The sequence below is a fragment of the Mucilaginibacter terrigena genome, assembly GCF_004168255.1.
In the GTDB taxonomy this organism is placed as follows: Bacteria; Bacteroidota; Bacteroidia; order Sphingobacteriales; family Sphingobacteriaceae; genus Mucilaginibacter; species Mucilaginibacter terrigena.
In genome coordinates this window covers 374,092-400,136 of sequence record NZ_SEWG01000004.1, presented here as the reverse complement: position 1 = coordinate 400,136, position 26,045 = coordinate 374,092, and the positions used below count along the sequence as shown (strand labels likewise).

At 42.9% G+C, this 26,045-nt stretch carries 21 protein-coding genes and 1 pseudogene; 16 read left to right on the top strand and 6 right to left on the bottom strand.

What is annotated here, in order from left to right:
• Window positions 1-5: 5 nt before the first annotated feature.
• Both rfbD and rfbA read left to right on the top strand, forming a co-directional pair.
• Window positions 6-869, top strand: a complete 864-nt coding sequence (rfbD, locus tag EWM62_RS11930) for a dTDP-4-dehydrorhamnose reductase (RefSeq protein WP_129876893.1) — start codon at window positions 6-8, stop codon at window positions 867-869.
• Between the two features lie 96 nt (window positions 870-965).
• Window positions 966-1,832: a glucose-1-phosphate thymidylyltransferase RfbA gene (gene rfbA, locus EWM62_RS11925; RefSeq protein ID WP_129876892.1), complete on the top strand. Its 867-nt coding sequence runs from the start codon at window positions 966-968 to the stop codon at window positions 1,830-1,832.
• A gap of 390 nt (window positions 1,833-2,222) precedes the next feature.
• Here the strand turns inward: rfbA and miaA are convergent, their stop codons facing one another.
• The 6 genes from miaA to EWM62_RS11895 form a co-directional block, all read right to left on the bottom strand.
• Window positions 2,223-3,149 carry a tRNA (adenosine(37)-N6)-dimethylallyltransferase MiaA gene (gene miaA, locus EWM62_RS11920; RefSeq protein ID WP_129876891.1) on the bottom strand — a complete coding sequence of 309 codons (927 nt, stop codon included), beginning with the start codon at window positions 3,147-3,149 and terminating at the stop codon, window positions 2,223-2,225.
• An 80-nt stretch (window positions 3,150-3,229) separates the two neighbouring features.
• Entirely contained in the window at window positions 3,230-3,880 is a 651-nt protein-coding gene (locus tag EWM62_RS11915) for an IS1096 element passenger TnpR family protein (RefSeq protein WP_129876890.1), read from the bottom strand.
• Between the two features lie 39 nt (window positions 3,881-3,919).
• Window positions 3,920-5,332: a CCA tRNA nucleotidyltransferase gene (locus tag EWM62_RS11910; RefSeq protein WP_129876889.1), complete on the bottom strand. Its 1,413-nt coding sequence runs from the start codon at window positions 5,330-5,332 to the stop codon at window positions 3,920-3,922.
• Between the two features lie 57 nt (window positions 5,333-5,389).
• Entirely contained in the window at window positions 5,390-5,956 is a 567-nt protein-coding gene (locus EWM62_RS11905; RefSeq protein WP_129876888.1) for an L-threonylcarbamoyladenylate synthase, read from the bottom strand.
• Window positions 5,949-7,073 (bottom strand): glycosyltransferase family 4 protein, encoded by a 1,125-nt coding sequence (locus EWM62_RS11900; RefSeq protein WP_129876887.1) that lies wholly within the window; start codon window positions 7,071-7,073, stop codon window positions 5,949-5,951. The genes EWM62_RS11905 and EWM62_RS11900 overlap by 8 nt, the downstream gene beginning before the upstream one ends.
• A gap of 98 nt (window positions 7,074-7,171) precedes the next feature.
• The gene (locus EWM62_RS11895; protein ID WP_203235034.1) at window positions 7,172-7,987 is read right to left on the bottom strand and encodes a 2,3,4,5-tetrahydropyridine-2,6-dicarboxylate N-succinyltransferase; all 816 of its coding nucleotides are present in this window, start codon (window positions 7,985-7,987) and stop codon (window positions 7,172-7,174) included.
• Window positions 7,988-8,067: 80 nt separating this feature from the next.
• Here EWM62_RS11895 and EWM62_RS11890 point away from each other — a divergent pair, with 80 nt between their 5' ends.
• The 14 genes and pseudogenes from EWM62_RS11890 (at window position 8,068) to wecB (ending at window position 26,042) form a co-directional block, all read left to right on the top strand.
• Entirely contained in the window at window positions 8,068-8,460 is a 393-nt protein-coding gene (locus EWM62_RS11890) for an RNA-binding S4 domain-containing protein (protein WP_129876886.1), read from the top strand.
• A 224-nt stretch (window positions 8,461-8,684) separates the two neighbouring features.
• Complete coding sequence (locus tag EWM62_RS11885) at window positions 8,685-9,482, top strand: polysaccharide biosynthesis/export family protein (RefSeq protein ID WP_129876885.1); 798 nt, start codon at window positions 8,685-8,687, stop codon at window positions 9,480-9,482.
• 36 nt (window positions 9,483-9,518) lie between these two features.
• Entirely contained in the window at window positions 9,519-11,894 is a 2,376-nt protein-coding gene (locus EWM62_RS11880; RefSeq protein WP_129876884.1) for a GumC family protein, read from the top strand.
• 76 nt (window positions 11,895-11,970) lie between these two features.
• Complete coding sequence (locus EWM62_RS11875) at window positions 11,971-13,290, top strand: nucleotide sugar dehydrogenase (RefSeq protein WP_129876883.1); 1,320 nt, start codon at window positions 11,971-11,973, stop codon at window positions 13,288-13,290.
• 77 nt (window positions 13,291-13,367) lie between these two features.
• Complete coding sequence (locus tag EWM62_RS11870) at window positions 13,368-14,390, top strand: NAD-dependent epimerase/dehydratase family protein (RefSeq protein WP_129876882.1); 1,023 nt, start codon at window positions 13,368-13,370, stop codon at window positions 14,388-14,390.
• Window positions 14,391-14,415: 25 nt separating this feature from the next.
• Window positions 14,416-16,485 carry a nucleoside/nucleotide kinase family protein gene (locus EWM62_RS11865; RefSeq protein ID WP_129876881.1) on the top strand — a complete coding sequence of 690 codons (2,070 nt, stop codon included), beginning with the start codon at window positions 14,416-14,418 and terminating at the stop codon, window positions 16,483-16,485.
• The gene (locus tag EWM62_RS11860) at window positions 16,472-17,977 is read left to right on the top strand and encodes a lipopolysaccharide biosynthesis protein (protein WP_129876880.1); all 1,506 of its coding nucleotides are present in this window, start codon (window positions 16,472-16,474) and stop codon (window positions 17,975-17,977) included. The genes EWM62_RS11865 and EWM62_RS11860 overlap by 14 nt, the downstream gene beginning before the upstream one ends.
• A gap of 41 nt (window positions 17,978-18,018) precedes the next feature.
• Window positions 18,019-19,464: an O-antigen polymerase gene (locus EWM62_RS11855; protein WP_129876879.1), complete on the top strand. Its 1,446-nt coding sequence runs from the start codon at window positions 18,019-18,021 to the stop codon at window positions 19,462-19,464.
• A gap of 4 nt (window positions 19,465-19,468) precedes the next feature.
• Complete coding sequence (locus EWM62_RS19745; RefSeq protein ID WP_129876878.1) at window positions 19,469-19,972, top strand: acyltransferase; 504 nt, start codon at window positions 19,469-19,471, stop codon at window positions 19,970-19,972.
• Window positions 19,973-19,975: 3 nt separating this feature from the next.
• On the top strand, window positions 19,976-21,079 hold the full coding sequence (locus tag EWM62_RS11845; protein WP_129876877.1) for a glycosyltransferase: 1,104 nt from the start codon (window positions 19,976-19,978) through the stop codon (window positions 21,077-21,079).
• 30 nt (window positions 21,080-21,109) lie between these two features.
• A complete protein-coding gene (locus EWM62_RS11840) occupies window positions 21,110-22,270 on the top strand; it encodes a glycosyltransferase (protein WP_129876876.1) in 1,161 nt (386 codons plus the stop codon).
• A gap of 372 nt (window positions 22,271-22,642) precedes the next feature.
• Window positions 22,643-22,798, top strand: a pseudogene (locus EWM62_RS19795) (DapH/DapD/GlmU-related protein); the annotation flags it as partial.
• Between the two features lies 1 nt (window position 22,799).
• On the top strand, window positions 22,800-24,923 hold the full coding sequence (locus tag EWM62_RS11830) for a bi-domain-containing oxidoreductase (RefSeq protein ID WP_129876875.1): 2,124 nt from the start codon (window positions 22,800-22,802) through the stop codon (window positions 24,921-24,923).
• A 15-nt stretch (window positions 24,924-24,938) separates the two neighbouring features.
• Window positions 24,939-26,042, top strand: a complete 1,104-nt coding sequence (gene wecB / locus EWM62_RS11825; protein ID WP_129876874.1) for a non-hydrolyzing UDP-N-acetylglucosamine 2-epimerase — start codon at window positions 24,939-24,941, stop codon at window positions 26,040-26,042.
• Window positions 26,043-26,045: the final 3 nt, after the last annotated feature.

Here is a 26,045-nt window from a genome sequence, read left to right as displayed (position 1 = left end):
GGATAATGAGTAAAACAATAGTGTTTGGTGCTTCGGGTCAGTTAGGGCAATGTTTTAAAAAGCTTGTTGCGGATAATGGCATCGATAATTTTATCTTCCCGGCAGAGGACGAGGCTGATATTTTGGATACCGACGGGCTGGAAAAGCTTTTTGCCCAACACAAACCCGCTTACGCAATAAACTGTGCCGCTTACACGGCAGTTGACAAAGCCGAAGATGACATCGAAACTGCTGTAAAGGTGAACAAAACAGGTGTAGAGAACCTGGCCAGGCTTTGCAGTAAACACGATACCGCGCTTATCCATATCTCAACCGATTTTGTTTTTAAAGGCGATGTATCCTCACCATTAACAGAAGATAGCGTAGCGAAACCTATAAGTGTTTACGGCCAAACCAAGTTAGACGGCGAGAAGGTGATACCTGTTTTGCTGGATAAATACTTTATCGTTCGCACGGGTTGGCTGTATTCCGAGTTTGCCAACAATTTTGTAAAAACCATGCTAAAGCTGGGCGCCGAACGCGATGAACTAAAAGTTATAGCCGACCAGGTGGGTACGCCAACCTACGCTATAGACCTGGCAGACTGTATCATCAAAATTATCCAATGCGACAGCACGGCATACGGCATTTACCATTACAGTAACGAGGGGGTAGCATCGTGGTACGATTTTTCAAAAGCTATTTTTGAGTTGTCGGGCACCAATGTAAAAGTTATCCCGATACCAACCAGCGAATATAAAACACGCGCCACAAGGCCCGCTTATTCGGTTATGGATAAATCAAAGGTAAAACAAACATTTGGCCTGCAAATTCCGTATTGGAGGGATAGCCTGGCTATTTGCATTGACAGGTTAAAGCAACAGAATTAATTAGGGATTTAAGACGGTCTCAAAATGTATGCGCTGATAGGAAATCACTATCCCGATAGCTCGGGACACTAACTCAATAAATCACTAATTACAACCATGAAAGGTATCATATTAGCAGGCGGATCGGGCACCAGGCTTTACCCAATAACCAAGGCCATAAGTAAGCAGCTGATGCCTATTTATGATAAGCCAATGATCTATTACCCGCTGTCGGTACTAATGCTGGCCGGGATAAACGAGATCCTGATCATTACCACTGCCGAAGATAACCCCGGTTTTGTGCGCCTGTTAGGCACCGGCGAAGAGATTGGCTGCCGCTTTGAGTATGCCATACAGGAAACCCCAAACGGGCTTGCACAGGCCTTTGTAATTGGCGAAAAATTTATTGGTGATGATAAGGTGGCGCTGGTGTTGGGCGATAATATTTTTTACGGTTCGGGCTTTAGCAAACTGATCCAGAGTTTTAATGATGTGAACGGCGCGGCCATATTTGCCTACCCCGTTGCCGACCCTGAGCGTTACGGTGTGGTTGAGTTTGATAAAGACCTGAAGGCAGTATCTATCGAAGAAAAACCGCAGAAGCCAAAATCCAAATACGCGGTACCCGGCTTATATTTTTATGATAACAGTGTAGTTGAGATAGCCAAAAACATAAAACCATCCCCGCGCGGCGAATATGAGATAACCGATATTAACCGCGTTTACCTGGAACAAGGCAACCTGCATGTTGGTGTAATGGACAGGGGCACAGCTTGGCTGGATACCGGCACCTTCGATTCCCTGAGCGATGCTACCGAATTTGTAAGAGTGATAGAAAAACGACAGGCAAAAAAGATAGGCTGTATTGAAGAAGTAGCCTACCTGATGGGCTATATTGATGCCGAACAATTGCAGGTATTGGCTAATAAATACATCAAAAGCGGCTACGGGGTGTATATACAATCGGTTTTGGATAACGGGTAGATTCAGTTTGCAGTTATTAGTTGGCAGTTTGCAGCGCCAGGTCAAGCATCCACGCTGATGGCCTACATTCGGCTAAGCCAAAACTCTAATGCCTTCATCAGGTGGTTGAAACCAACGGCAAGAAAAAATAAATTCATTGCCGCCCCATTTACGGGACGGAATAATGAGCGGATGATATTGGCTTTAGCCGAAATTTTACGCGCCGCTCCTCAAATATGTGCGCTTCGTCAACTCAAATGTTCACGCAATCATTTACTTAATTGATTGTTAATCAGATTTTTGCATAAAATTTAGACGAGTCTAAATTTTAAGTAACTGATAGTCAATTAATTGTGAAAATGCTGTATAGGTTTTGTATCGTGAACGTGAACACGATTGAATATCAAATAGTTAGGTGTTCATACGGGCGATCTCAGCCAGCATATTTTCAATAAGCTTTTCATCACGGGCATCCATCCAAACGATCTCTTTATCCTTACGGAACCAGGTAAGCTGCCTTTTGGCAAAGCGCCGGGTATTTTGTTTTATTTGCGCGATGGCCGTATCCAGGTCGGTTTTCCCATCCAAATAATCGAATAGTTCAGAGTAGCCTACAGTGTTCAGCGCGTTATATTGGCGGTATTGGGTTAAGCCGGCTACCTCTTCCAACAAGCCATCGTGTACCATCATATCAACGCGGCGGTTTATCCTGTCGTATAATTGCTCGCGCGGCATATCCAGCCCAAACTTTATAATATCAAAAGAACGCTTGTTGACTTTGGATGTGCGATAGGATGAGATAGGGTTACCCGTTGCCTCGTACACTTCCAGCGCCCGTATAACGCGCTGTGGGTTGCTGACGTCGACTTCGGCGTAATAGGCGGGGTCAACATCCTTTAATCGCTCCTGTAGCGCTGTTATACCGTCTACGGCTAATTCGGTATTTAAACGATCACGTATGTCGGGGTTTGCGGTAGGGAGGTCGTCAAATCCCTCGGTAACAGCCCGTATGTAAAGGCCCGAGCCGCCCGCCAGTATCACTACATCGTGTTTTTTAAAAAGCTCATCCAGCAATTGCAGGCATTCGCGCTCAAAATCACCAACAGAAAATGGCTCGGTGATACTATGCGAATTGATAAAGTAGTGCGGGGCAGCAGCCAGTTCGGCTACAGTAGGTTTTGCAGTGCCTATGGACATCTCGCGAAAGAACTGCCTGGAATCGGCAGAAACAACAACCGTATCGTAATGTTGCGCCAGCCGAATAGCCGCCGCCGTTTTCCCCGAAGCGGTTGGGCCGGCAATTACAATAAGGGTTTTTTTAAGAGGTTCATGGTTCATAGTTAATAGATCATGGTGGCTTCCATGCTTAATTTCGTGTTAGGGTTTACTATTAACCATAAACTATAGGCCATCAACTATTAATAGTCGTCGCGGCCGGGTTTATCTTCGTCTTCAAACTCTTCGTCGTCGCCAAAGCCAAATTCGTCTTCTTCTTCCTCTGCGTCGTCAACTTTCTTCTCGTCGGTATCATCAACGCCGGTATCGGTAACTTCGGTAAAATCTTCGGCATCGTCGGCACCATAGGCCATCTCGTTTAAAAAGTCGAAATCACCGTCGGGCGCTTCAGCGGTTTCAGCGGCAGGGTTAAATACATTGCCAAATTGTTTTGGCGCTTCGCCAACAGAGCGTACTACAGCCGGGTAAGTAACACCCGGTGCATCTTCCAGTATTATCTTCATCAGCTCCACATGAAAATCAAATGGCCTGTCGAAATTGAAGGTGTAATAGAATTTTTGATGCGGATCGTCAATAAAACTGCTCAGTTTTATTTTCTCCATCAAAGGTATTTTACGGTCGATCCGTTTTTGGTTTGGCATATAGGTGATCTCTTCACCCTTCATCCATTGGTCGTTACTGATGTAAAACGAGGACGGATACTCGTAGTTATAACCGGTGCTCTGGTGTATAGCTTTATGAAGATCCTCAAATGTCTGGTTAGATTTTACATCGATATCCCGGGTAACGTCGTCGTAATCTTCAAAAGTAACCCTGAACCTGTATAGTGCCATTGTTTAAGTAGTTTTTTGTCAAAAATAGTAATGTTTATTTTAATTTGTGTTTGCAACAACTTTCAAGCCAATTTCTGTGCCTTTTGCAATTGTAAAGTTTATTGCTGCTTCGCGTTCGTTGGGTATTTCGCCTTCCAGTATCGCTTCGCGGATCTTATTCTTTATAATTCCCACCTCGCGGCCCTCGCCAATGCCAAATAACTGCATAATATCCAGCCCGGTAACCGGCGGCTGCCAGTTGCGGATATTGTCCCGCTCTTCCACATCCTTTAACTTTTGCTGAACCAGCTCAAAATTGTTGCGGTATTTTTTAACCTTGTATTCGTTTTTTGTGGTTACGTCTGCTTTACACAACAGCATCAGGGCCTCTATATCATCTCCTGCCTCAAAAAGTAACCTGCGCACCGCCGAATCTGTAACGATGGATTGCGACAGTACAATAGGGCGCAGGTGCAGCTGCACCAGTTTTTGCACCAGCTTCATTTTCTCATTAAGCGGCAATTTCAACTGTGCGAAGATCTTGGGCACCATGCGCGCGCCCTTGTCCTCGTGCCCGTGAAACGTCCAGCCATGGCTTGGCTCAAAACGCTTGGTGGGTGGTTTGGCAATATCGTGCAAAATGGCGGCCCAGCGCAGCCAAAGGTCGTCGGTAGTTTCGCAGATGTTATCAAGCACCTGCAGGGTGTGATAAAAATTGTCCTTGTGGCCTTTGCCGTTGATGATCTCCACGCCGTACAGCGCCACCATCTGCGGGAATATGATATGCAGCAGCCCGGTATCAAACAGGTAATTAAACCCGATAGATGGTTTTGGTGAAAGGATGATCTTATTCAGTTCATCGGTTGTGCGTTCCTGCGATACAATTTTGATGCGGTGCAGGTTGCTTTTGATGGCGGCGATGGCCTCGTCATCGATCTTAAAATTAAGCTGACTGGCAAAACGTATCGCCCGCATCATCCTCAACGGATCGTCAGAAAAAGTTTCGACCGGGTTTAACGGGGTGCGGATCAGTTTTGCGTCCAGGTCGGCGATGCCGCCAAAGGGGTCTATCAGCGTACCAAATTCATCGCCATGTAAAGCTATAGCTAAAGCATTAATGGTAAAATCACGTCGTTTTTGGTCGTCTTCAAGTGTTCCGTTCTCAACAATTGGCTTGCGCGAATCTGACCGGTAGCTTTCCTTGCGAGCACCTACAAATTCAACCTCTACATCCTGGTAACGCAGCATGGCTGTACCAAAGTTTTTAAACACCGATACTTTTACGTTTAATGTTGCAGCCACTGCTTCGGCAAAGGCAATGCCGTTACCTAAAATTACGATATCAATATCTTTTGAGGGGCGCTTCAAAAATATATCGCGCACGTAACCGCCAATTGCGTAAGCCTGTACATCTTGTTCGGCAGCAAGTTTAGAAATAACAGAAAATACCGGATGTTGCAGGTGTTGTTTCATATAAAGAGGCTGCGAACAGGCTTGTATTACCGTGCAAATTTAGCGATTATAAAAAAATTAACGGCGAATAAATTCGAAACCGCCATTTGGGGCCAGGCGCATTATTGTAGATGGCTTTTTAATTTCGGTGCTATACTGGTCAATGTCAACTACATAATCTACTCCGTCTATGATCTCCTGGTCAATCTTTCCAAAATACTCAGGCGATGGTTGCCCGCTTATATTAGCCGATGTGGATACCAAAGGCTTGCGTAAACGCTGTATAAGCTGCTGGCAAAAGGGATGGCTTGTTACCCTGATACCTACGCTGCCATCTTCGGCAATTAAAGCGGGCGAGATGTTTTTGGCGCCGGGCATAATTAAGGTAAGCGGGTTTTCGGCGTATTCTATCAGGTCATAAGCAATATCGGGCACCTCGCTAATGTAACTTGGCAGCTTGTTATCAATATCAACTAAAATGATCATGCTTTTGCTTTCGCTGCGCTGTTTTAGCTGGTAGATCTTTTTAATGGCATCAGTGTTGGTAGCATCGCAGCCAATACCCCAGATAGTATCGGTAGGGTAGAGGATAATGCCGCCATCCTGTATAACCTTTAGGGCTTTGTTTATTTCGTCTTTAAGCATTGGCAGATAGGTTTTTATATAAATGCATCATTTGTGCAGCCAATTTATCATCGTCAAAATTACGTGAATATTCCTTGCCGTCAGCTATCATTTTTTCGCGAAGGGGGTTATCGGTTAAAACAAGCGCTATCTTTTCGGCAAGTCCGGCCGCATCATCCGGGTTAACGTATAAAGAACCCGGCCCTCCCGCTTCCTCCAGGCACGAACCTGTTGCCGCAATAACCGGTACGCCACTATTTAAAGCCTCTAACACCGGGATGCCGAAGCCTTCATATTTTGACGGATAAACAAACACATCGGCCAGCTGATAAATAACCGGCAGATCGGCAAATTCAACTTTATCCAAAAAAACCACCTGGTTTGTAATATTAAGTTTTGCCAGTTGGGCTTTTACTGCCGATGCGTAGGCAGTATGCCTGCCAACCACTACCACTTTAATATCGTTAATAAGCGGCAGGGCTTCTATTAATAAACCAAGGTTCTTACGTTCCTCTATAGTTCCTACGCTTAAAATAAATTTACCGGGCAGGTTGTATTTTTTTATTATTTCCTGCTTTTTCTCATCAGAGCAGGGGGCTTTAAATATCTCATCGCAGTTTTGGTACACCACTTCAATCTTATCCGGGGCTATATCCAGCAGTTCAACAAGGTCTTGCTTTGTTTTTTGGCTGATGGCAATAATGATATTTGCTGTTTTACAGGCATATGCAACCTTTAGCTTGTAAATGGCACGGCTTATAAGGCCAAAATACTGCGGAAAGCGCATGAAGATAAGGTCGTGAATGGTGACCACGCTTTTTATGCCCGGCGTTGTTATACCCAACGGCAGTTCGTGGCTTAGCCCGTGGTATATATCTATACCATCGTTACTCAAATTTTTTACAACACCCTTTGTACGCCACAGCGAGGTTAGCACACCCGGTTTTGGTAAAATGGTTATAACGTTTTTAATCAAGCGCAAAAGATCAGGCCATTTGCCGGGCCTGATCTTTGGGCTGTATAAATAATAAGTATTTTGAGGATAGCGGCTTGCCAGCAGCTTAATTAACCAGCGGCTGTAATTACCCAGCCCGGTACTGTTTAAAAAGGCCCTTTTAGCATCATAGCCTATTTTCATGAGCGTAGGCATGAGATCTGCGATTTTAGATAGGAGAGAAGTTGATTTGCTATACAGCGTGTTGCCTCATATCTCATGTCTAATATCTCAAATCTAAATTAAACTGCTACGTTATTTTCGCGCAAAGCATCATTTAACGATGTCTTTTTATCGGTAGACTCTTTGCGCTTGCCGATGATCAGGGCACAGGGCACCTGGTACTCGCCTGCAGCAAATTTTTTGGCGTACGAGCCGGGTATCACTACCGAGCGGGCAGGTACGCGGCCTTTATATTCAACAGGCTCGTGGCCGGTTACGTCAATTATTTTGGTAGATGCGGTTAATACGACGTTAGCACCTAAAACGGCTTCGCTCTCTACGTGTACGCCTTCAACCACAATAGCGCGCGAACCCAGGAAGCAGTTGTCCTCGATGATAACCGGTGATGCCTGCACAGGCTCTAACACACCGCCAATACCAACACCGCCGCTTAAGTGAACATGCTTGCCAATTTGCGCGCATGAACCTACAGTTGCCCAGGTATCAACCATTGTACCTTCATCAACATAGGCACCTATGTTTACATACGATGGCATCATAATAACTCCTTTAGCCAAGTATGCGCCATAACGGGCAATACCATGCGGTACAACACGTACACCAAGTTCTTTATAATTGGTTTTAAGCTTCATTTTATCATGGAAAACAAAAGGGCCGGTCTTAATTTCTTCCATGGCGCGGGTTGGGAAGTATAAAATAACGGCTTTTTTTATCCACTCGTTAGTATGCCAGCGGGTGCCTATCAGTTCGGCAACACGAATTTCACCTTTATCAAGGCGTTGTATAACAGTATTAATGGCATTAATGTAGTCACTTTCACTTAAAAGGGTGCGGTTATCCCAGGCATCCTCAATCATTTTTTTAAGGTCGATCATCACAGAATATAAATTTTGTCAAATTAAAGGAATTTTAAGGAGATTTGTTTTATAGTAGTGTTAAGAATATAGAGAGTGCAATGGCTGAGAAAGAAAAATTAAGGATAGACAAGTATTTATGGTCGATACGCGCGTTTAAAACACGTACCCTGGCTTCTGATGCATGCAAGGCAGGCCGGGTAAAATTAGATGGTAATAATATCAAACCATCGCACGAGGTTAAGGTGGGCGAAGTGTACCAGGTATCAAAAGGGCCGGATAAAAGGGTATTAAAAGTTACCGGCTTGTTAGAAAGCCGTACTGATGCTAAAACCGCGGTAATGTTTTACGAGGATATTACTCCCGAAGAGGAAACGCATGCATTTAAGTCTATGTTTCACACGCCTTTACTAACTCGCGACCGTGGTACAGGCCGCCCCACCAAGCGCGACAGAAGGGAAATTGACGACCTTAAAGATGATTTTTTTAAATAACTAAAAACAATTATCTTGTAAAGATGTTTAAACCACGCGTTGTAAGAGAATCCTATTTTTAATAATTATAATTTAATAGCCCGTTTTATTATAAATAATTCAATAAATACGGTAATACATATGCATTATATTAATTAAAAACCAGTTCATAAATGCCGCGGGCATTATTAACATTGGTTTATTTGATAAAAAAATCTATTTTTGCGCCAAATACACAGTAACCTATGAAAAAAAATATCTACCTTAATATTTTTTTGTTCTTAAGTATTATAGTTACATCCTGCACAAGTCAAAAAGAAATCGTTTATTTTCAAAAAGGGCTTAATCAATCCGACACCATAACGGTATCGCAGGTATATGTTCCTAAAATACAGCCGGGCGATATATTATCTATACCAGTAAATTCCTTAAACGCAGCCGCGAGCAGCTTTTTTAATCCATATAGCAATGCAGCACCCACCACCGGCGAAACCGGCGGAATAACTGCTGCCCCAACGCTTACACAATCGGCCGCAAGCGGTTACCTGGTAGATGCATCGGGTTTGATCGAGTTCCCCATTATAGGTTCTATTAAAGTGGGCGGCCTTACTACGGCCGAAGCGCGCGAGGTGATCAAAAACAAGCTTAAGGAATATGTTAAGGAACCTACTGTCAGCATCAGGTTTTTAAACTATAAAATATCGGTAATGGGCGAGGTGACCCGCCCATCGGTATATGTTATACCAAATGAAAAGGTTACCCTGCCCGAGGCTTTATCTATGGCCGGCGACCTTACCATTTATGCCAAGCGCGATAATGTGCTGATCATTAGAGATAACGATGGTAAAAAGGAATTTGGAAGGGTTAACCTTAATAACAGGGATGTGTTTAATTCGCCGTATTATTATCTCCACTCGGGCGATGTGATATATGTTGAACAGGGTAAGGCCAAAGCCGCCCAAAGCGACCAGGCTTACAGGATTTTACCAATAATATTGAGTACACTTACGGTAATTGGCCTTTTACTTTACCGACTTAAATAACCTCATTTGAACCTTATTTAAGTATTACAATTTTTTATGACGAACAATCACGAAACAAATAATTTTGAAGAGCAGGGCGAAAGCGATGTTAACCTGAGAGACGCATTACACAAATACATTACGCATTGGAGATGGTTTCTAATTTCGCTAATTGTTGCAATGGCTTTGGGCTATGTGTACATCAAGTTATCTACCCCGCAGTTTAAAATAGAAACAGACTTACTAATAAAAGACGATAAAGGTAGCCTTGGCGGACAAACCGACCTGTTAAAGGACCTTGACCTGTTCTCGTCAGATAAGATCATTGATAACGAGGTCCAGATCCTTAAATCGTACACCATTTTAGATAAAGTTGCCAGGGGCTTAAACCTGCAAACTTCGTATTTTGGTATCGAGGGCGTTAGAAGACACGAAGTTTATAACGACCTGCCGTTTAAGTTAGAACTGATTACGCCGGCTAAAAGTATAGATTACAGCACTATTTATACTGTAACCCTTTTAAACCCTAACGAGGCGGAAATAAACGGAAAGAAATATCCGGTTAACCGCCCCTTTAAGCTGGAATCGGGATTAGTATTGTTAACCACAAACCCCGATGACTCATCTAACGCGGCAAAGAGTGTTCTTGAAGTTAAATTTAACGATGTAAGAGACATTGTTGAGCTTTACAGCAAAAAACTAAACATTAGCCCCATAAGCAAGCAGGGTACCGTACTTATCATTACTATTGAGGACGCTGTTCCCGGTAAAGGAAAAGACTTTTTAAACAGGCTTGTTTTTGAATATAACAAAGCGGCTATTGAAGATAAAAACAAAGCAACATCGGCAACCTTACTGTTTATTGTAGACAGGTTGAGGAAACTGCAGGAAGAGTTAGGCTCTGTTGAAAAGAATGTTGAGCAATACAAATCCAGCAACCAGATAACGGATATCAGTTCGCAGTCGCAAATATTTTTGCAAAGCGTGCAGGGTAACGATATTCAGTTAAGCAAGGTTAATATACAGCTTAGCGTAATACGAAATATTGAGAACTATTTAAACAATATTAGAAACGAACAGGCGCAGGTGCCATCTATGTTGGGCATTGAAGACCCTACTTTGCTTGGCCTTGTAAACCAATTGGCCGAAACGCAGCTTAAAAGGCAAAGCCTGCTGCAAACTATACCCGAAACTAACCCAATTGTATCATCGGTTAACGATCAGATCCAATCTTTAAGGGCGGCCATTAGCCAGTCTGTTAAGAACTTAAAAAGCGGACTGGAAATTACCAAGAAACAGTTAGACAGTAAGAACGCGTCGTTCCAGTCGGTAATAAGCCAGGTGCCTTCAAAAGAACGTGGTTTACTTGATGTAATGCGCCAGCAGGAAATAAAAAACAACCTGTTTACGTATTTACTGCAAAAACGCGAAGAAACAGAAATATCACTTGCTTCAACAGCGGCAGATAGCCGTACCATTGATGTTGCGCGCAGCAGCCGTTACCCGGTTAAGCCTGTAAAATCGTTAGTGTTTTTAATGTTTATTTTGGGTGGTGTTATAGTGCCGGCAAGTATTATTTACCTTTCAGACCTGTTAAACTTCCGCGTATCTAAACGTGTGGATATAGAGCGGGTTACAAAAGCGCCTATCCTTGCAGAAATATCGCACTCAGAAGATGTATCGGCATTATTGGTAGCCAGCAAGCCACGATCTATGGTAGCAGAGCAGTTGCGAGCGTTACGTACCAACCTTAACTTTGTTATACCATCGCCAGATCAAAAAGTTATCCTGTTCACCTCAAGCATAAGCGGCGAGGGTAAATCATTTATATCGCTTAACCTGGGCGGTAGTTTGGCCTTATCGGGAAAAAGGGTGGTGATCCTCGAGCTAGATCTTCGTAAACCAAAACTACACGCGGGGTTAGAAATTGGTAACGAAAAAGGTTTATCAAACTACCTTATTGGCGAGGTTGATTACAAAGGTATTATCAGGAACATTCCGCAACAGGAAAACTACTTTATCATAACAAGCGGGCCTATACCGCCAAACCCGGCCGAATTGCTTGTAAACGGCAAAATTGAAACGCTTATTGAACAGCTTAAGCAAGAGTTTGATTACGTAATATTAGATGCTCCCCCCGTAGGGCTGGTAACAGATGCGCAAATACTTGCCGCATACGCTGATGCCGTTCTATTTATTATACGCCATAATTATACTGCTAAGGCGCACATCCATTCTATCGAGAACTTTTACCGTACCAAGAAGTTCAAGAACCTTAACCTTGTCATGAACTCTATTGACACACAAGGCGGTTATGGTTACGGTTACGGTTATGGATATGGCTATGGCTACGGATATGGTTATGGAGGATACTATCAGGAAGAAACACCGAAAAAGAAGAAATCTTTTTTCAGCAAAATGTTTAAAGGTTAATAGCCTGTAAATACTTGTTGCTTCGTTTTTTTTTGATTATCCGTAAAAGTTGGTTTCACTTATAATTTAATTATATATGCCCTTACAGAACAATGAAGGTATACATACGCAAAAATTTAAAATTGCTGTAATAGGTTTAGGCTACGTGGGCCTGCCGCTTGCCTTAGAGTTTGCAAAAAAGTATGATGTACTTGGTTTTGATATTAATAAAGATCGCGTTGAGGAGTTAAGCCAGGGCGCCGACCGTACTAAGGAGGCCAATATCGAGGAGCTTCAGCATGTTATCGCCCTAAAAAAAGGTAATTCTGAAACAGGGTTACGCTTTTCTTTCAATAAAGAGGACCTTAAAGCGTACAATACTTTTATTGTTACTGTACCAACACCCATCGACCAGTTTAAAGCGCCCGATCTTACGCCATTAATAAAGGCATCAGAAATGCTTGGGTCTATATTGAAAAAGGACGACCTGGTTATCTACGAATCTACCGTATACCCGGGCTGTACCGAGGAAGACTGTGTGCCTGTACTTGAAAAAGTATCCGGCCTTAAATTTAACGTTGATTTTTACGCGGGCTACTCGCCCGAGCGCATCAATCCCGGCGATAAAATAAATACTTTAACAAAAATAAAAAAGGTTACCAGCGGCTCCACTCCCGAAATTGCAGAGCGTGTTGACCAGCTTTACAAATCGGTAATTGTTGCCGGTACGCACAAAGCATCAAGCCTTAAGGTTGCCGAGGCATCAAAAGCTATCGAAAACGCGCAGCGCGATGTGAACATATCTTTCGTTAATGAGCTTTCACTTATTTTCGACCGTATGAACATCGATACCAATGATGTTTTGGACGCGGCAGGTACAAAATGGAACTTCTTAAAATATAAACCAGGGTTGGTTGGCGGCCATTGTATTGGCGTAGACCCTTATTACCTGGCACATAAGGCCGAGTCGTTAGGTTACCACCCGCAAGTAATATTATCGGGCCGCAGGGTTAATGATAATATGGGCTCGTTTGTAGCCAATAAGGTGGTGAAGCTGATGATCGATAAGGATCATAAGATCAAAGGATCAAAAGCGCTGATAATGGGCATCACCTTTAAAGAAAATTGCCCGGATGTGCGTAATACCCGTGTTGTAGATATATACCACGAATTGGTGCAGTTTGGGGTGCAAGTTGATATTTACGACCCCTGGGCCGATGCCGAAGAGGTGCATGAAGAGTACGGCGTAAAGGTATCTAACCAGTTAGATGATACTAAGAAATACGACGCGATAGTAGTTGCTGTTGCACACGACGAGTTCCTGGCGCTTGATTATCAAAAAATGAAACAGCCAAACGGGGTTATTTTTGATACGAAAGCCTTTTTAGACAGGGGCATTGTTGACGGCCGCCTGTAAGCGAGCATAGTTACAGGCAACTTACATGCATTTAATAAACATTGATGCGTGGATTAATTTACAAGTACGAATAAATAATGAAAATTTTAGTTACCGGCGCAGCAGGATTTATTGGTTACCACTTAATACTTAACCTTGTTAAAAATAAAGATAACCAGGTTGTGGGTATTGATAACCTTAATACCTATTATGATGTTAACCTAAAATATTCGCGCCTGGCAGATTGCGGCATCGCCGAAAATGCAGTAGTAAAAAATTCACTTATAAAAAGTACTGTATTTGATAATTACCATTTTCAGCAAACAGATATTATCGACTACGATGTTTTAGACGAGTTTTTTAAAACCCAGCAGTTTGATTACGTTTTAAATATGGCGGCACAGGCGGGTGTTCGTTATTCTATCGAAAACCCCCGCACTTATGTTCAAACCAACCTGGTAGGGTTTAATAACCTGCTGGAGTGCTGCAGAAACTACAAGATAAAGCACCTGCTTTATGCCTCAAGCTCATCCGTTTACGGTATGAACGCGAAAGTGCCTTTCTCTGAAGATGATAAAGTAGACCACCCAGTAAGTTTATACGCGGCTACCAAAAAGAGCAACGAATTAATGGCGCATGTTTACAGTAACCTGTTTCAGTTACCAACAAGCGGCTTACGATTTTTTACGGTTTACGGCCCGTCCGGCAGGCCGGATATGTCGCCAATGCTTTTTGCCGATGCCATATCGGCAGGCAGGGCAATAAAGGTATTTAACCACGGCGATATGCTGCGCGATTTTACCTATGTAGATGATATTGTAGAAGGGGTTGTGCGCCTTATTGAAAAAGCGCCCGATGCAAGCACCGAGCGCCCTTATTACAGGGTGTTTAACCTGGGCAATTCGCAGCCGGTGGCATTAATGGATTTTATAAAAATTATGGAGCAGGCCCTTGGTAAAGAGGCTAAGCTGGATATGCTGCCCATGCAGCCCGGCGATGTTAAAGTTACTTATGCCGATACAACAAAATTGCAGGAACTTACAAATTATAAGCCATCTACAAGTTTAAAGGATGGTATAGCTAAGTTTATAACGTGGTATAACAGTTACCATTCTGCTTAACAATTATAGTGTGAGTTACCCGACTATGAACTACAGCCTTATAGATGCACTGCTAAGTGCATTTAAAGAGAACGATATTAATTATGTACACTGGAAAAGCAATACAAATATTGATAAAGCTTTAATTGGTGTTGATGATTTAGATATCCTTGTAGCCCCGGCCGACGCTCAAAAAATAAACAAGATCTTCTCAGAACTGGCCATTATAAGGGCTTACTCGGCCAAGGATGCCTGGCAAAAAGATATATACCATTATTACGGGATAGATACCAATAGCGCTCAACTGGTACACGTACACCTGCATTACGCCCTGGTGGTAGGGTACGATTATGATAAGAATTTTAACCTGCCCATTGTTGCCCAATATCTTAACAACAGGCAAGGTTATAAAAACATTCACTTACCGGTTGTAGAAAAAGAATACATCCTGTTAATCATCAGGCTGCTGTTAAAAAATGCCTTAACACCGTTCCTGTTATCGTTGCCGCCGGTACAATTGCGCAAGCTAAAAAATGCCGCCAAAGGCGTTGTAACAGGCGGGGGATACAGGGAGTTTGAAGACCTGTACAACCGCGCCGATCACCAAAAGGTGAAGGAGATCATCGAAACCGAGTTTACATTCCTGTCGTACACTTCCTTTCAGTATTACGAGTCGGTTGTAAAAAAGAACAACTCGATAGCCGGATATTTTAAGGCTGCCAAAAAATTAAAGAGCGAGATAAGCAAAACCAGGGTTAAAAATGAGCTAAGCTCATTTTTTGTTTCGTTGGCCCGGCTTACTAACGATAGGTTCATCAACCTGTCGAAAAAGATAAAACGGGCTAAAGCCACAGGTAACAAACTACCGGGCAATGGTGGCCGCGTTATAGCATTTGTTGGCGGCGATGGCGCGGGCAAATCAACAAATGTTAACCTGCTTTATAAAGTTTTAAGCAGGCATTTAAAAACGCATATCATCCATATAGGCAGGCCGGGTAAAAGCGTTACCGGTACCTTAATTAAGGTGGTAAACAAATTTGTATCGCTTGCCGGGTTTAAAAAATATAGCCTTGCCTTGTACTACCTGGCATTAGCTTACGACAGATTGAAGGCCTTTAACAAGGCGCAAAATATACGCCAGAACGGTGGTTTGGTATTGCTGGACAGGATCCCGCTTAAGGGTATTACCGCTATGGACTGCCCGCGCATCCACACCATTGATAACAACCGCTTTGCAGGGCTGTCAAAACTCGAACAAAAGATCTATAACAAAATTAAAGGAGTAGACCAATTGTTCATCCTAAAGCTCGACCCGCAAATAGCCATAGCCCGGCGGCCCGAGGATGATAAGGAGGAACTGCTGATAAGGTCCGGCCAGATCTGGAACAACCATTGGGAAGCCCCATACGCCATTGAAATTAATACCGGCGAGAATACTATGGAGCAAGTGCAAACGCTTGTGCTTACCAGGGCATGGCAGCAAATAAGCACCCCATTTATACGCACCGAGGTATTAGGCCTTAACGGTACCGGTAAATCTACGCTGATCAAAGCGGTTTACAACCGTATACCCAATACCCTTATCAACATCCCGGTTAAAAATTATCCGTTACTTGTTGCCGGCAATATGCTTGTTAATGGCTTTAAAGCAATAGCTATTGCCCTTAAGCTTAAAAATAAAGTATTTGGCGAGGCATATCTTCATTTTAACATATCGGTAGATATTATTAAAAGCTGGACAAACTCCGGTAAAGCCCCGGCCACTAATTTTATAATGGACCAGGGTATCATATTCCAGATGGTAATGCTGTTAAAGGAAGGTGTTATAAGTACCGGGTATTGCTTAAAGCAACTGAAACATATAAGCAAGTTTATATCGCATATATACTTATTAGAGGCGCCACGCGAGGTTTTATGGGAGCGAATAAATAACCGGCCAAACCAGATAGCAAGGGGTGCGGATAGCAAAGATTGGGATGCATTTAACAAATTTTGTGACGACTATACAAAAGCGTTTAGTGTTCTATACCAGTCGGAGATAAAAATAGTATCATTAAATACAGTAGGGAACACCCCTGAAGAATTAGCCAGCTTTATACAAAATGCCGAAAGATAAGAGCAATAGTTTAGTACGACAGGCCAAATTAAACGCCTTTACCAGCTATATTAATTTTATAGTAAACGCTGTTTTAAGCTTCATATTTTACCCTTTCCTTTTAAGGTTCATGGGTTCGTACGATTTCGGTATCTGGAAATCTATCCAAAAGATACTGGATTTTGCCAGCATTGCCGATGGGCGCGCTTCGCAAGCCTTAAAATGGGTTATCGCCAATAAAAAAGAAAGCAGTACCGACGATGAAAAGAAGGAGGCTATTGGCAGCGCCATAAAAATATGGATCTACTTTTTACCTATTCTTATTATTTTGGTAGGGGTTATTATATGGATCCTGCCATCAACCATCAAAGGCCTGCACACCGATGCGAATAGCATAGTGCGCATTGCCGGTCTGGTTTTAGGGATGAACATCATTCTTAACCCATTACTGGGCATACCCGATGCGGTGTTGGTGGGCATAAACCAGGCACATAAATCAACCTCGGCGCAAACCCTGTGGGTAATTATATCAAACATATTGCTGGTTGCAGCCGCGTTTATGGGTTACGGCGTTATAGGCCTTGCCTGTGTAATATTTATAGTTACCTTATTAAAAGGCTTAAACGTATTTTATATATGTAAAAAAAACGCGGTTTGGTTTGGCAGTAAAAAGCCAAAAAAAGACCAGGTAAACCAGTTGTTTGGTTTCAGTTTTTGGGTGATGATATGGTCATTAATATCAAAGCTGCTGCTATCTACCGAAACCATTTTGATAGGGTATTTAATAGGCCCCAATTTGGTTACCAACTATACATTCACCTCGTACATTTTTCAGGTAGGTTTATCAGTAGCATTAATTACGGGTAGCGCTACAGCGCCTGGTTTGGGTAATGTTTTAGGCACAAAAGATTTTGAAAAAGCGAGGCGAATTGTTAACGGCACGCGCGAAATGGTGTTTTTTGTTGCAATTGTTTTTGCAGGTGCCATGCTGGTACTTAATAAGGGCTTTGTTGTGTTATGGATGGGCCCCAGCTACTACATGGGCGACTACCTTAACATGCTGATAACCGTTGTAATGGTTCAGCTGATATTGATACGTAACGAGAGCCAACTGCAGGATATAAGCATGCAAATACGCAATAAAGTAATAATGGGCGGTATAAGCGCGGCTTTAAGTATTGTTTGCGGTATAGTTGTTTACAAGCTTTTAAATAACGCTGTAGCCGGTATTTTTTACGGGATACTTATTGGCAGGGTGTTTACCAGTATTATTTTCCCAATTATGGTAAACAGGATAATAGGTTTAAAAGAGAGCTATTGGAAATACCTGGCAGGCATTGTTATTTTAGTACTGTGTTACCTGCTTGATTTGCGTTTGCCAACTCCGGGGTCGTGGTTTAAATTTATAATGTTTAGCGCGGTTTTTGGCATTGTGCTTACAGCCGCTTGCTTTTATACTTTACTATCAAAACAAAACAGAAGTGTGCTGCTGGGTAAGCTTAGGAATAAATAAGTGTAACTTCGCAGCTAATTAAATTAATTTAAAGATCAGATATGCGCAATAGCCGCAGTAATAACGGGTTAATAACAACAATTCACTTAATTGCGATATTGCCATTGTTGCTGCTGTTTTTTACCGCCCCCAAAGGCGCCGACGAGGTAATTATATGGCCCTGCCTTATTATATTTTATGTGATTTTTTACAGATCATACAAAAGGCCGGTAAAGATCAATAACACATCCTCGTTCATTAAGATCGATCTTCTGTTCCTCATTTTCTATTATATTATTTATTACCTGCCATACCAGGGCTATATTTTAGGGTTAAATACGCTTAACACCAAGCTTAAATTTGACCCCTACATACAGTATTCCGATATGTCGATGCTGGCATCAACCATAGGGTTGCTTGCTTTCTCGGCGGGGTACACCAGGATACAAAGAATAAAGATCGATCAGAAAACACTATCGGTTGATGCCAAGCTGCCAAATAAATATTTAAACCGGTTGTTACTAACCATAGTAATATGCACGGTAGTATGTTTAGGTGTGTTTTCGTCATCGGCAGGTAAACTGGTTGTTGGTTCTTACTCAGGGTCGTCAACCGGCGATAAGGATGCCGATGGTGTGTTTTTCCTTACAACGTTTTTTGTGATGCTGTTAGAAGGTGCAGCCATATTCAACTATAAAAACTACGGTAGGTTAACCAGGCCATTAATACTTATTTCGGTTGCCATAGCAATTGGCTGGTCGGTGTTCCTGCTTATTCTTGGCGATAGAAATACGTTCTTTCTGGTGGCTATTGTGGCTATTGGTGGGTACTATGCTATTATTAAAAGCATAAGCCGTATGCGGATATTTGTGTTGCTTGTTGGCGCACTGCTTTTATACCAGGTTGTGGCCATCAGCCGTACAGCAAAAGAGCGTTCGTTCGATGCCATTATAGAGTCATTCAATAATAGCGACAGTTACGATGCCAACAGCCTTGTGGGCGAAGAAAGCTCGTTTACTACTACTACAGTAGGTGCCAGGGCAGGGTTTTACCTGGTACCAAACCGCGAAGATTACTATTACGGCAAATTTAAGGCATTGGGTATATTAGGGGTTATCCCATACTCGCGTGCGTTTATTGTTGATCCTAACGATAGGTTTATATCCAGCTCAAAAGTTTTGGGTTATTACCTATTGGGTTCTAACGCAACCTGGGGGGTAGGGTCTAACATTGTAACCGATATTTATTTTGACTTTGGCATTTTAGGCGTAATTGCCCTGATGTATATAGTGGGTTGGTTTGCCCGGTATTTTCAGAATAAGGTACTGGTAAACCCCAACTCCATCAAGTGGACCACCATTTACCTGCTGGCCATTGCATTAATTGCCGAAATGCCAAGGTACACGTTCGATTTTCCGGTACGAAACCTGGCGTGGGCATTCCTGTTCTTTTCAGTTTTTGATTTCTTTATGAAACCGAGGATACTTAGGCGCAGATATAAATTCTAATAAGATGAAAAGGTTAATAATGTACTTATACCGGCGCTTTTACCCTATTGAATATGCAAGGCATATTGGGGTAAAAGTTGGCAAAAATTGCCGGCTTATAAACGTTATGTTTAGTACAGAACCATACCTGGTTACTATAGGCGACCACGTAAGCGCAACCCTGGTTAAGTTTGAAACCCATGATGGCGGCGTATGGTGCTTTAGGGATAAGGAGCCCGAGATAGATATAGTTAAACCTATAATTGTAGGTAACAATGTTTACATAGGCTATGGCGCGCTTATTTTACCCGGCGTTACCATTGGCGATAATGTGGTTATTGGTGCAAACGCTGTGGTATCCAGAGATATCCCGGCAAATAGTGTGGCTGTTGGTGCACCCGCTAAAGTGATAAAAACGCTGGCCGAATACCAGGAGAAAGCAATGACCGTTGGCGAAAACACCAAAAGCCTGTCGATGCAGAAGAAAAAAGAATTTTACCTGGATAAATATAAGGACCTGCTAAAATAAAGAATGAGTTTACCAAAATCCATATTATGTTTAATACCCTCGCTTGGTTCTGGTGGTGCCGAAAGGCAAATGATCCAATTGATACAGTTGTTGAACAGCGAATATAAAATTCATCCTACAGTAGTTACTTACTCTAACAAAAATAAGGATTACCCGAGTGATATAATTGTAACACGGGTTAAAGTTAACGAGGCATCGCCCATTAAAAGGTTTTTTGCCATATTAAAAGCCGTAAAAAACGCGCAGCCCGAAGCCATCCTATCCTACGGCGACCTTTCTAATATTATTTCGGTGTTAATGCAGTTGTTTTACAACAAAGCTAAGGTTGTTGTATCAGAACGTAACACATCGTTAAAATACGATATGTTTACCCGTTTGCGTTTCAACCTGTTCAGGTTTGCCGATGCAGTTGTGGTAAACTCAAACAGCCAAACGGAGTTTATAAAACAACATGCAAGGTTTTTGATCCCTAAGTTGAAGACTATCAACAACTTTACTGATATCTCAAAATTCACGTTCGCTCCGGGGCAGATAAACAGCATTTCCAAAATAGGTATCTTTGCAAGGTATCATTCTCAAAAAAACACCGTCCGGTTTTTAGAGGCGGTAAAAATGTTGAATGATAAGGGATATAACCATGTACAATATTACTGGTACGGACAAAACTACTTAAACGCCGATGGCGGGCCTACACCATTATCAGCGTATTATTTTGAATGCCTTGAGCTGCAAAAAAACCTGGGCTTAGCCAATGTATCTTTGAACGGGTTCGAGAAAAATGTTGGCGACAGGCTTAACGAAATGGATGCCATTTGTTTACCATCGTTATACGAGGGCTTTTCGAACACACTGTCGGAAGCCATTTGTTGCGGTAAGCCCATATTAACGGGTAACGTATGCGATAACCCTACGTTTTGCATCGATGGCGAAAACGGGTTTCTTTTTGACCCGTTTAATGCCGGGGATATGGCTTCGGCAATTGAGAAAGCGGTAACATTAAATAACGACGAAGCGCAGCGTTTCCAGGCCAAAAGCAGGGAACTTGCAGAAAATATATTTTCGAAGGATAAATTTTTATCTGCGTATGTACTTGCCATGAGTAAGTAATATTAATTATTAGCGGGGTTGAACTTACATATGAAAAACAATATATTAATTGACCTTTCGCCGCTTAAGGCAGGCGGTGGCTGTCAGTTAGCACTAAATTTCCTGGTCGAACTCACTTCAATAAAAGACGATATCATTAACTCGTTTATTATTTTAAAGCCTGATGCCGGCCCGCTTAAAAATGTCGAAGAAACGTTCCCGCAGTTTACTTTTATAACCGTACCTACAAGCTCGCTTAAAAACAGGTTATCGTTTGAATTTTCGGGCATCAACTCAATTGTCGAAAAACATAACATCAGCGTTTGCTTTACCTTTTTTGGGGCAGGGCTTAAGCTACCTAAACAGGTGTTTTCGGTGGTAGGGGTAGCCTATCCTATTATATGTTATGATGAAAGCCCGTTTTGGAAGTATGTTAGTTTTAAAAAGAAACTGTCGCAAAAAGCGGTTAACTTTTTAAGGAAGAACCGTCTTGGCCGGGCAGATATGTACCTGGTAGAAACCGATGTAATGAAAGCCCGGCTCATGAAATACCTGGGCAGGCCCCAAGCTGACTTTGACAAGTTATTGCCTTCGCCATCAGATTTTATAAAGGACGGATTAAATGCCGATAAATACCCTGTAAAAGCGCCGCGCTTTTTATTGCTTAGCGGGAATGCCCCGCATAAAAACCTTTGGCGCTTACCCGAAATTGCCTTACAGCTAAGATCATTGCTGCCCGATTTTACCTTTTGCCTTACATTTTCAGAAAATATTTACCTGCCTTCGTTATCAGCAGAAAGGGCTAAAATTTATGAGCAGGTAAAAGGCCATTTTAAGTTTATTGGTAACCTGCCGCCGGACAAGGTGCAGACCGCTTATGACGACACAGATTTTCTGTTATCATTAAGCGACCTGGAAAGCTTCAGCAATAATTACATGGAGGCCTGGAAAGCAGGGCACCCTTTAATTGTGAGTAACCGGGATTTTGCATCAACCATATGCCGGGATAGCGCGGTGTATGTAGAACCGCATGATCCCACGCAGGCAGCAGCAACAATAGCCGGTTTTGTAAAGGATAAAGATGCCATTACCGCTTGTTTAATTAACGGTAAAGCCTATTTAAAGGAACTACCGGATACGCGGGGACGAACGTTAAAGATATTGGATGTGATAAAACAGCATTTGGATACCGCTAAACGGAATAAAATTTAACACAAAACAATGAAATTTTGGTTGAAAGATTTTGCAATTGCCTCTTTTGAATTTTTAAGTTCAATTGTATTCGCGTTGCCCAGGCATAAGTTCCTTAATTTTTTTAAGGCTAACTTTTTAAGGCTGCTGGGTTCAAAAGTGGGTAAACGCATTACTTTTTATCCTGGTATAAAATTAAGCCCCGGCAATAATTTAATACTGGGCGATCATGTTGACCTTGCCTGGGGTGTTTTAGTAACCACATCGGGCGGGGTTGAAATTGGCGACCGTACTTTGGTAGGATATAATACGATGATATTTTCGGCAAATCATGTTATCCCGCCGGGTATCGACAAAATATTTTACGCCGGGCACGATAAACGGAAAGTAACCATTGCCAATGATGTTTGGATAGGTGCGGGCTGTATCATACTGCCGGGCGTAACTATAGGCGAAGGGGCTGTAATTGCTGGCGGCAGTGTTGTAACAAAAAATGTAGAGCCATTTACAATGGTAGGCGGCATTCCCGCCAAATTAATAAAAAAGAGAAATGAAGCAGATAATACAATCGTTTAAAACCGGGGAAACAATTCTTGAAGAAATACCTGCGCCGCAAATACGCCGCGGCAGTGTGCTTATCCAAACTTCAAGGTCGCTGGTATCATTAGGTACCGAACGTATGCTGGTTGAGTTTGGTAAATCAAACCTGATATCTAAAGCAAGGCAGCAGCCTGATAAAGTAAAGCAAGTACTTGATAAAATAAAAACAGAAGGCCTTATGCCAACGCTGGAGGCTGTTTTTAATAAACTGGGCGAACCATTGCCTTTAGGCTATTGCAACGTAGGTAAAGTTATTGCCGTTGGCGAAGGTGTAAGCGAATTTAGCGTAGGCGACAGGGTAGCATCTAACGGGCAGCATGCCGAGTTTGTGTGTATCCCTAAAAACCTGGTAGCGCAGATCCCCAATAATGTAACCGACGAAGAGGCCGCCTTTACCGTAATTGGTTCAATTGGTTTGCAGGGCATCCGTTTACTTAAGCCAACCCTTGGCGAAACCATTGTAGTTGTTGGTTTGGGCCTGATAGGGTTGCTAACCGCCCAGTTATTAGTAGCCAATGGCTGCCGTGTAATTGGTGTTGATATTGATGAAGAGAAATTAAAATTAAGCGAGCAATGGGGTATTATCCCGTTCAACCCAAAAGGGGGTGATAGCGTTAAGTTTGTGGAATCGGTTACCGGTGGTATTGGTGCCGATGGCGTGGTAATAACCGCCTCTGCAAAAACCGACGAGATAATTTCGCAGGCTGCAAAAATGAGCCGTAAACGTGGTCGCATAATATTGGTTGGCGTTATCGGTTTAAACTTAAGCCGTGCCGAGTTCTACGAAAAAGAACTTAGCTTCCAGGTATCGTGCTCATACGGGCCGGGCAGGTACGACGAAGATTACGAGCAGCGCGGTATAGATTATCCGCTGCCATTTGTGCGCTGGACAGAAAAAAGAAACTTTGAGGCGATCCTACAGTCGATCTCATCGGGCAAGCTGCATGTTAAGGAACTGATAACCGAGGTAGTACCAATTGAGGATTATAAAAATATCTATGGTGATATCGGTTCGCGAAGATCGATAGCGTCTTTACTAAAATATCCCGAACAGGATAACCTTACACCTGCCGAAACCATTGTGTTAAAAGATACAAGCTTTAACGGATCTAAAGGTGTTATAGGCGTAATTGGCGCGGGTAACTTTACCAAAATGACCATGCTGCCGGCTTTAAAAAACAGCGGCGCGGGTTACAAATACGTAGCCAGCGCAGGCGGTGTAAGCGGCACGTCATTGGCAAGCAAATACGGGTTTTCGCATTCCACCACCAACTACCACGAGATACTGAACGATAAGGACGTTGACCTGGTATTGATCACCACCCGCCACAATAAGCATGCTTTAATGACAGCCGAAACATTGGCTGCAGGCAAACACGCCTTTGTAGAAAAACCATTGGCATTAAACAACGCCGAACTCGATACCATAGTTGAACAGTATAACAAGCAAGCAAACCCGCCTACGTTAACAGTTGGTTTTAACCGCCGTTTTTCTCCGCATTCGGTAAAAGTAAAAAGCATCATAGGCAGCGCGCCCATCAATGTAATAGCTACCATGAACGCGGGCTTTATTCCTGATAACGTTTGGGTACACGATATGAATGTTGGCGGTGGGCGTATCATAGGCGAGGCATGTCACTTTATCGATCTGATCACCTATTTCACGGGAAGTACTGTGGTAGCTGTTTGTATGAACGCGATGGGTGTAAATCCCGAAGAAAACACGGATAACGCCAGCATCTTACTTAAATATGAGAACGGCTCAACCGGTGTAATAAACTATTTTTCAAACGGTTCAAAAGCTTATTCAAAAGAACGGATCGAGGTTTACAGCCAGGAGCGCACCGCCATTATAGATAACTTTAGGGTAACTACGGGTTATGGCTTCAAAGGCTTCTCTAAACTAAAAACAAGCCTTGATAAGGGCCATAAGGATCAGTTTCAGCAATTAATAGCATCAGTAAAAAATGGCGGCGCCTCGTTGATCCCGCTAAAAGATATCATCAACACAACCAAAGCATCGTTTGCGGCAATTGAAAGCCTTAAAACACAAAGCTGGGTAAATATCAAATAGATTAAAATCAATAGAATGCAAGTATCCATAATAGCGGGCGCGCGCCCAAACTTCATGAAGATAGCACCTATCATTCATGCTATAGTAGAAGCGAGAGATAGCGGGGCCGATATCGATTTTCGCCTGATCCATACAGGCCAGCATTACGATAAAAAAATGTCTGGCGACTTTTTCGACCAGTTAAATATCCCCGAGCCACATGCCAACCTGGAAGCAGGTGGAGGTTCGCAGGCCGAGCAAACAGCAGCCATTATGATACGGTTTGAGCAGGAGTTGCAAGCCCACCGCCCCGATCTTGTACTGGTTGTTGGCGATGTTACCTCTACCATGGCATGTGCCATAACCGCGCAAAAAATGCACGTAAAGGTAGCCCATGTAGAAGCCGGGATCCGCAGTAACGACTGGACGATGCCCGAAGAGATAAACCGTTTGGTTACCGATGCCATCACCAACTATTTCTTCACTACATCGGCAATGGCAAATGATAATTTGCGCCAAAGCGGTGTAACAGATGACCGCATATTTTTTGTGGGCAACACCATGATCGATACCTTGCTAAAGAACAGGAGTAAATTTATTTGCCCGCCTATATGGCAGGAAGCTAACCTGAACGATAAAAACTATTTTGTACTAACCTTGCACAGGCCGGCCAATGTAGACCAGGAGCAGGGCTTAAAAGTGCTTATGGAGCAGATCATCGAGCATAGCAATGGCTTGCCAATTATATTCCCGGTTCACCCCCGTACAGCCAAAGCCCTTACCGGCTTGGGTATCAGCGCGCCGAACCTGCACTTTGTTGAGCCCTTAAGCTACCTCGAATTTAATTACCTGGTAGAAAGAGCCAAAATGGTGGTAACAGACTCGGGTGGTATTACCGAAGAAACTACGGTACTGGGCGTGCCTTGTATTACCTTAAGGGATAACACCGAAAGGCCCGAAACCATAACCGTTGGAACCAACGAACTGATAGGCACAGACCCTAAAGCGGTTAAGCCTGCATTTGAGAAATTATTTTCGGGTGACTGGAAAAAGGGCGGTATTCCCGAACTTTGGGACGGAAAAACGGCACCAAGGATAGTAGAACATTTACTTGCCTTGCAGGCACAGGAAGTGAAATAAAGG

Bases quoted from the DNA above. Each gene is read 5' to 3' on its own strand.
- rfbD (WP_129876893.1), top strand. From the start codon at position 6: ATGAGTAAAACAATAGTGTTTGGTGCTTCGGGTCAGTTAGGGCAATGT.
- rfbA (WP_129876892.1), top strand. From the start codon at position 966: ATGAAAGGTATCATATTAGCAGGCGGATCGGGCACCAGGCTTTACCCA.
- miaA (WP_129876891.1), bottom strand. From the start codon at position 3,149: ATGAACCATGAACCTCTTAAAAAAACCCTTATTGTAATTGCCGGCCCA.
- EWM62_RS11915 (WP_129876890.1), bottom strand. From the start codon at position 3,880: ATGGCACTATACAGGTTCAGGGTTACTTTTGAAGATTACGACGACGTT.
- EWM62_RS11910 (WP_129876889.1), bottom strand. From the start codon at position 5,332: ATGAAACAACACCTGCAACATCCGGTATTTTCTGTTATTTCTAAACTT.
- EWM62_RS11905 (WP_129876888.1), bottom strand. From the start codon at position 5,956: ATGCTTAAAGACGAAATAAACAAAGCCCTAAAGGTTATACAGGATGGC.
- EWM62_RS11900 (WP_129876887.1), bottom strand. From the start codon at position 7,073: ATGAAAATAGGCTATGATGCTAAAAGGGCCTTTTTAAACAGTACCGGG.
- EWM62_RS11895 (WP_203235034.1), bottom strand. From the start codon at position 7,987: ATGATCGACCTTAAAAAAATGATTGAGGATGCCTGGGATAACCGCACC.
- EWM62_RS11890 (WP_129876886.1), top strand. From the start codon at position 8,068: ATGGCTGAGAAAGAAAAATTAAGGATAGACAAGTATTTATGGTCGATA.
- EWM62_RS11885 (WP_129876885.1), top strand. From the start codon at position 8,685: ATGAAAAAAAATATCTACCTTAATATTTTTTTGTTCTTAAGTATTATA.
- EWM62_RS11880 (WP_129876884.1), top strand. From the start codon at position 9,519: ATGACGAACAATCACGAAACAAATAATTTTGAAGAGCAGGGCGAAAGC.
- EWM62_RS11875 (WP_129876883.1), top strand. From the start codon at position 11,971: ATGCCCTTACAGAACAATGAAGGTATACATACGCAAAAATTTAAAATT.
- EWM62_RS11870 (WP_129876882.1), top strand. From the start codon at position 13,368: ATGAAAATTTTAGTTACCGGCGCAGCAGGATTTATTGGTTACCACTTA.
- EWM62_RS11865 (WP_129876881.1), top strand. From the start codon at position 14,416: ATGAACTACAGCCTTATAGATGCACTGCTAAGTGCATTTAAAGAGAAC.
- EWM62_RS11860 (WP_129876880.1), top strand. From the start codon at position 16,472: ATGCCGAAAGATAAGAGCAATAGTTTAGTACGACAGGCCAAATTAAAC.
- EWM62_RS11855 (WP_129876879.1), top strand. From the start codon at position 18,019: ATGCGCAATAGCCGCAGTAATAACGGGTTAATAACAACAATTCACTTA.
- EWM62_RS19745 (WP_129876878.1), top strand. From the start codon at position 19,469: ATGAAAAGGTTAATAATGTACTTATACCGGCGCTTTTACCCTATTGAA.
- EWM62_RS11845 (WP_129876877.1), top strand. From the start codon at position 19,976: ATGAGTTTACCAAAATCCATATTATGTTTAATACCCTCGCTTGGTTCT.
- EWM62_RS11840 (WP_129876876.1), top strand. From the start codon at position 21,110: ATGAAAAACAATATATTAATTGACCTTTCGCCGCTTAAGGCAGGCGGT.
- EWM62_RS11830 (WP_129876875.1), top strand. From the start codon at position 22,800: ATGAAGCAGATAATACAATCGTTTAAAACCGGGGAAACAATTCTTGAA.
- wecB (WP_129876874.1), top strand. From the start codon at position 24,939: ATGCAAGTATCCATAATAGCGGGCGCGCGCCCAAACTTCATGAAGATA.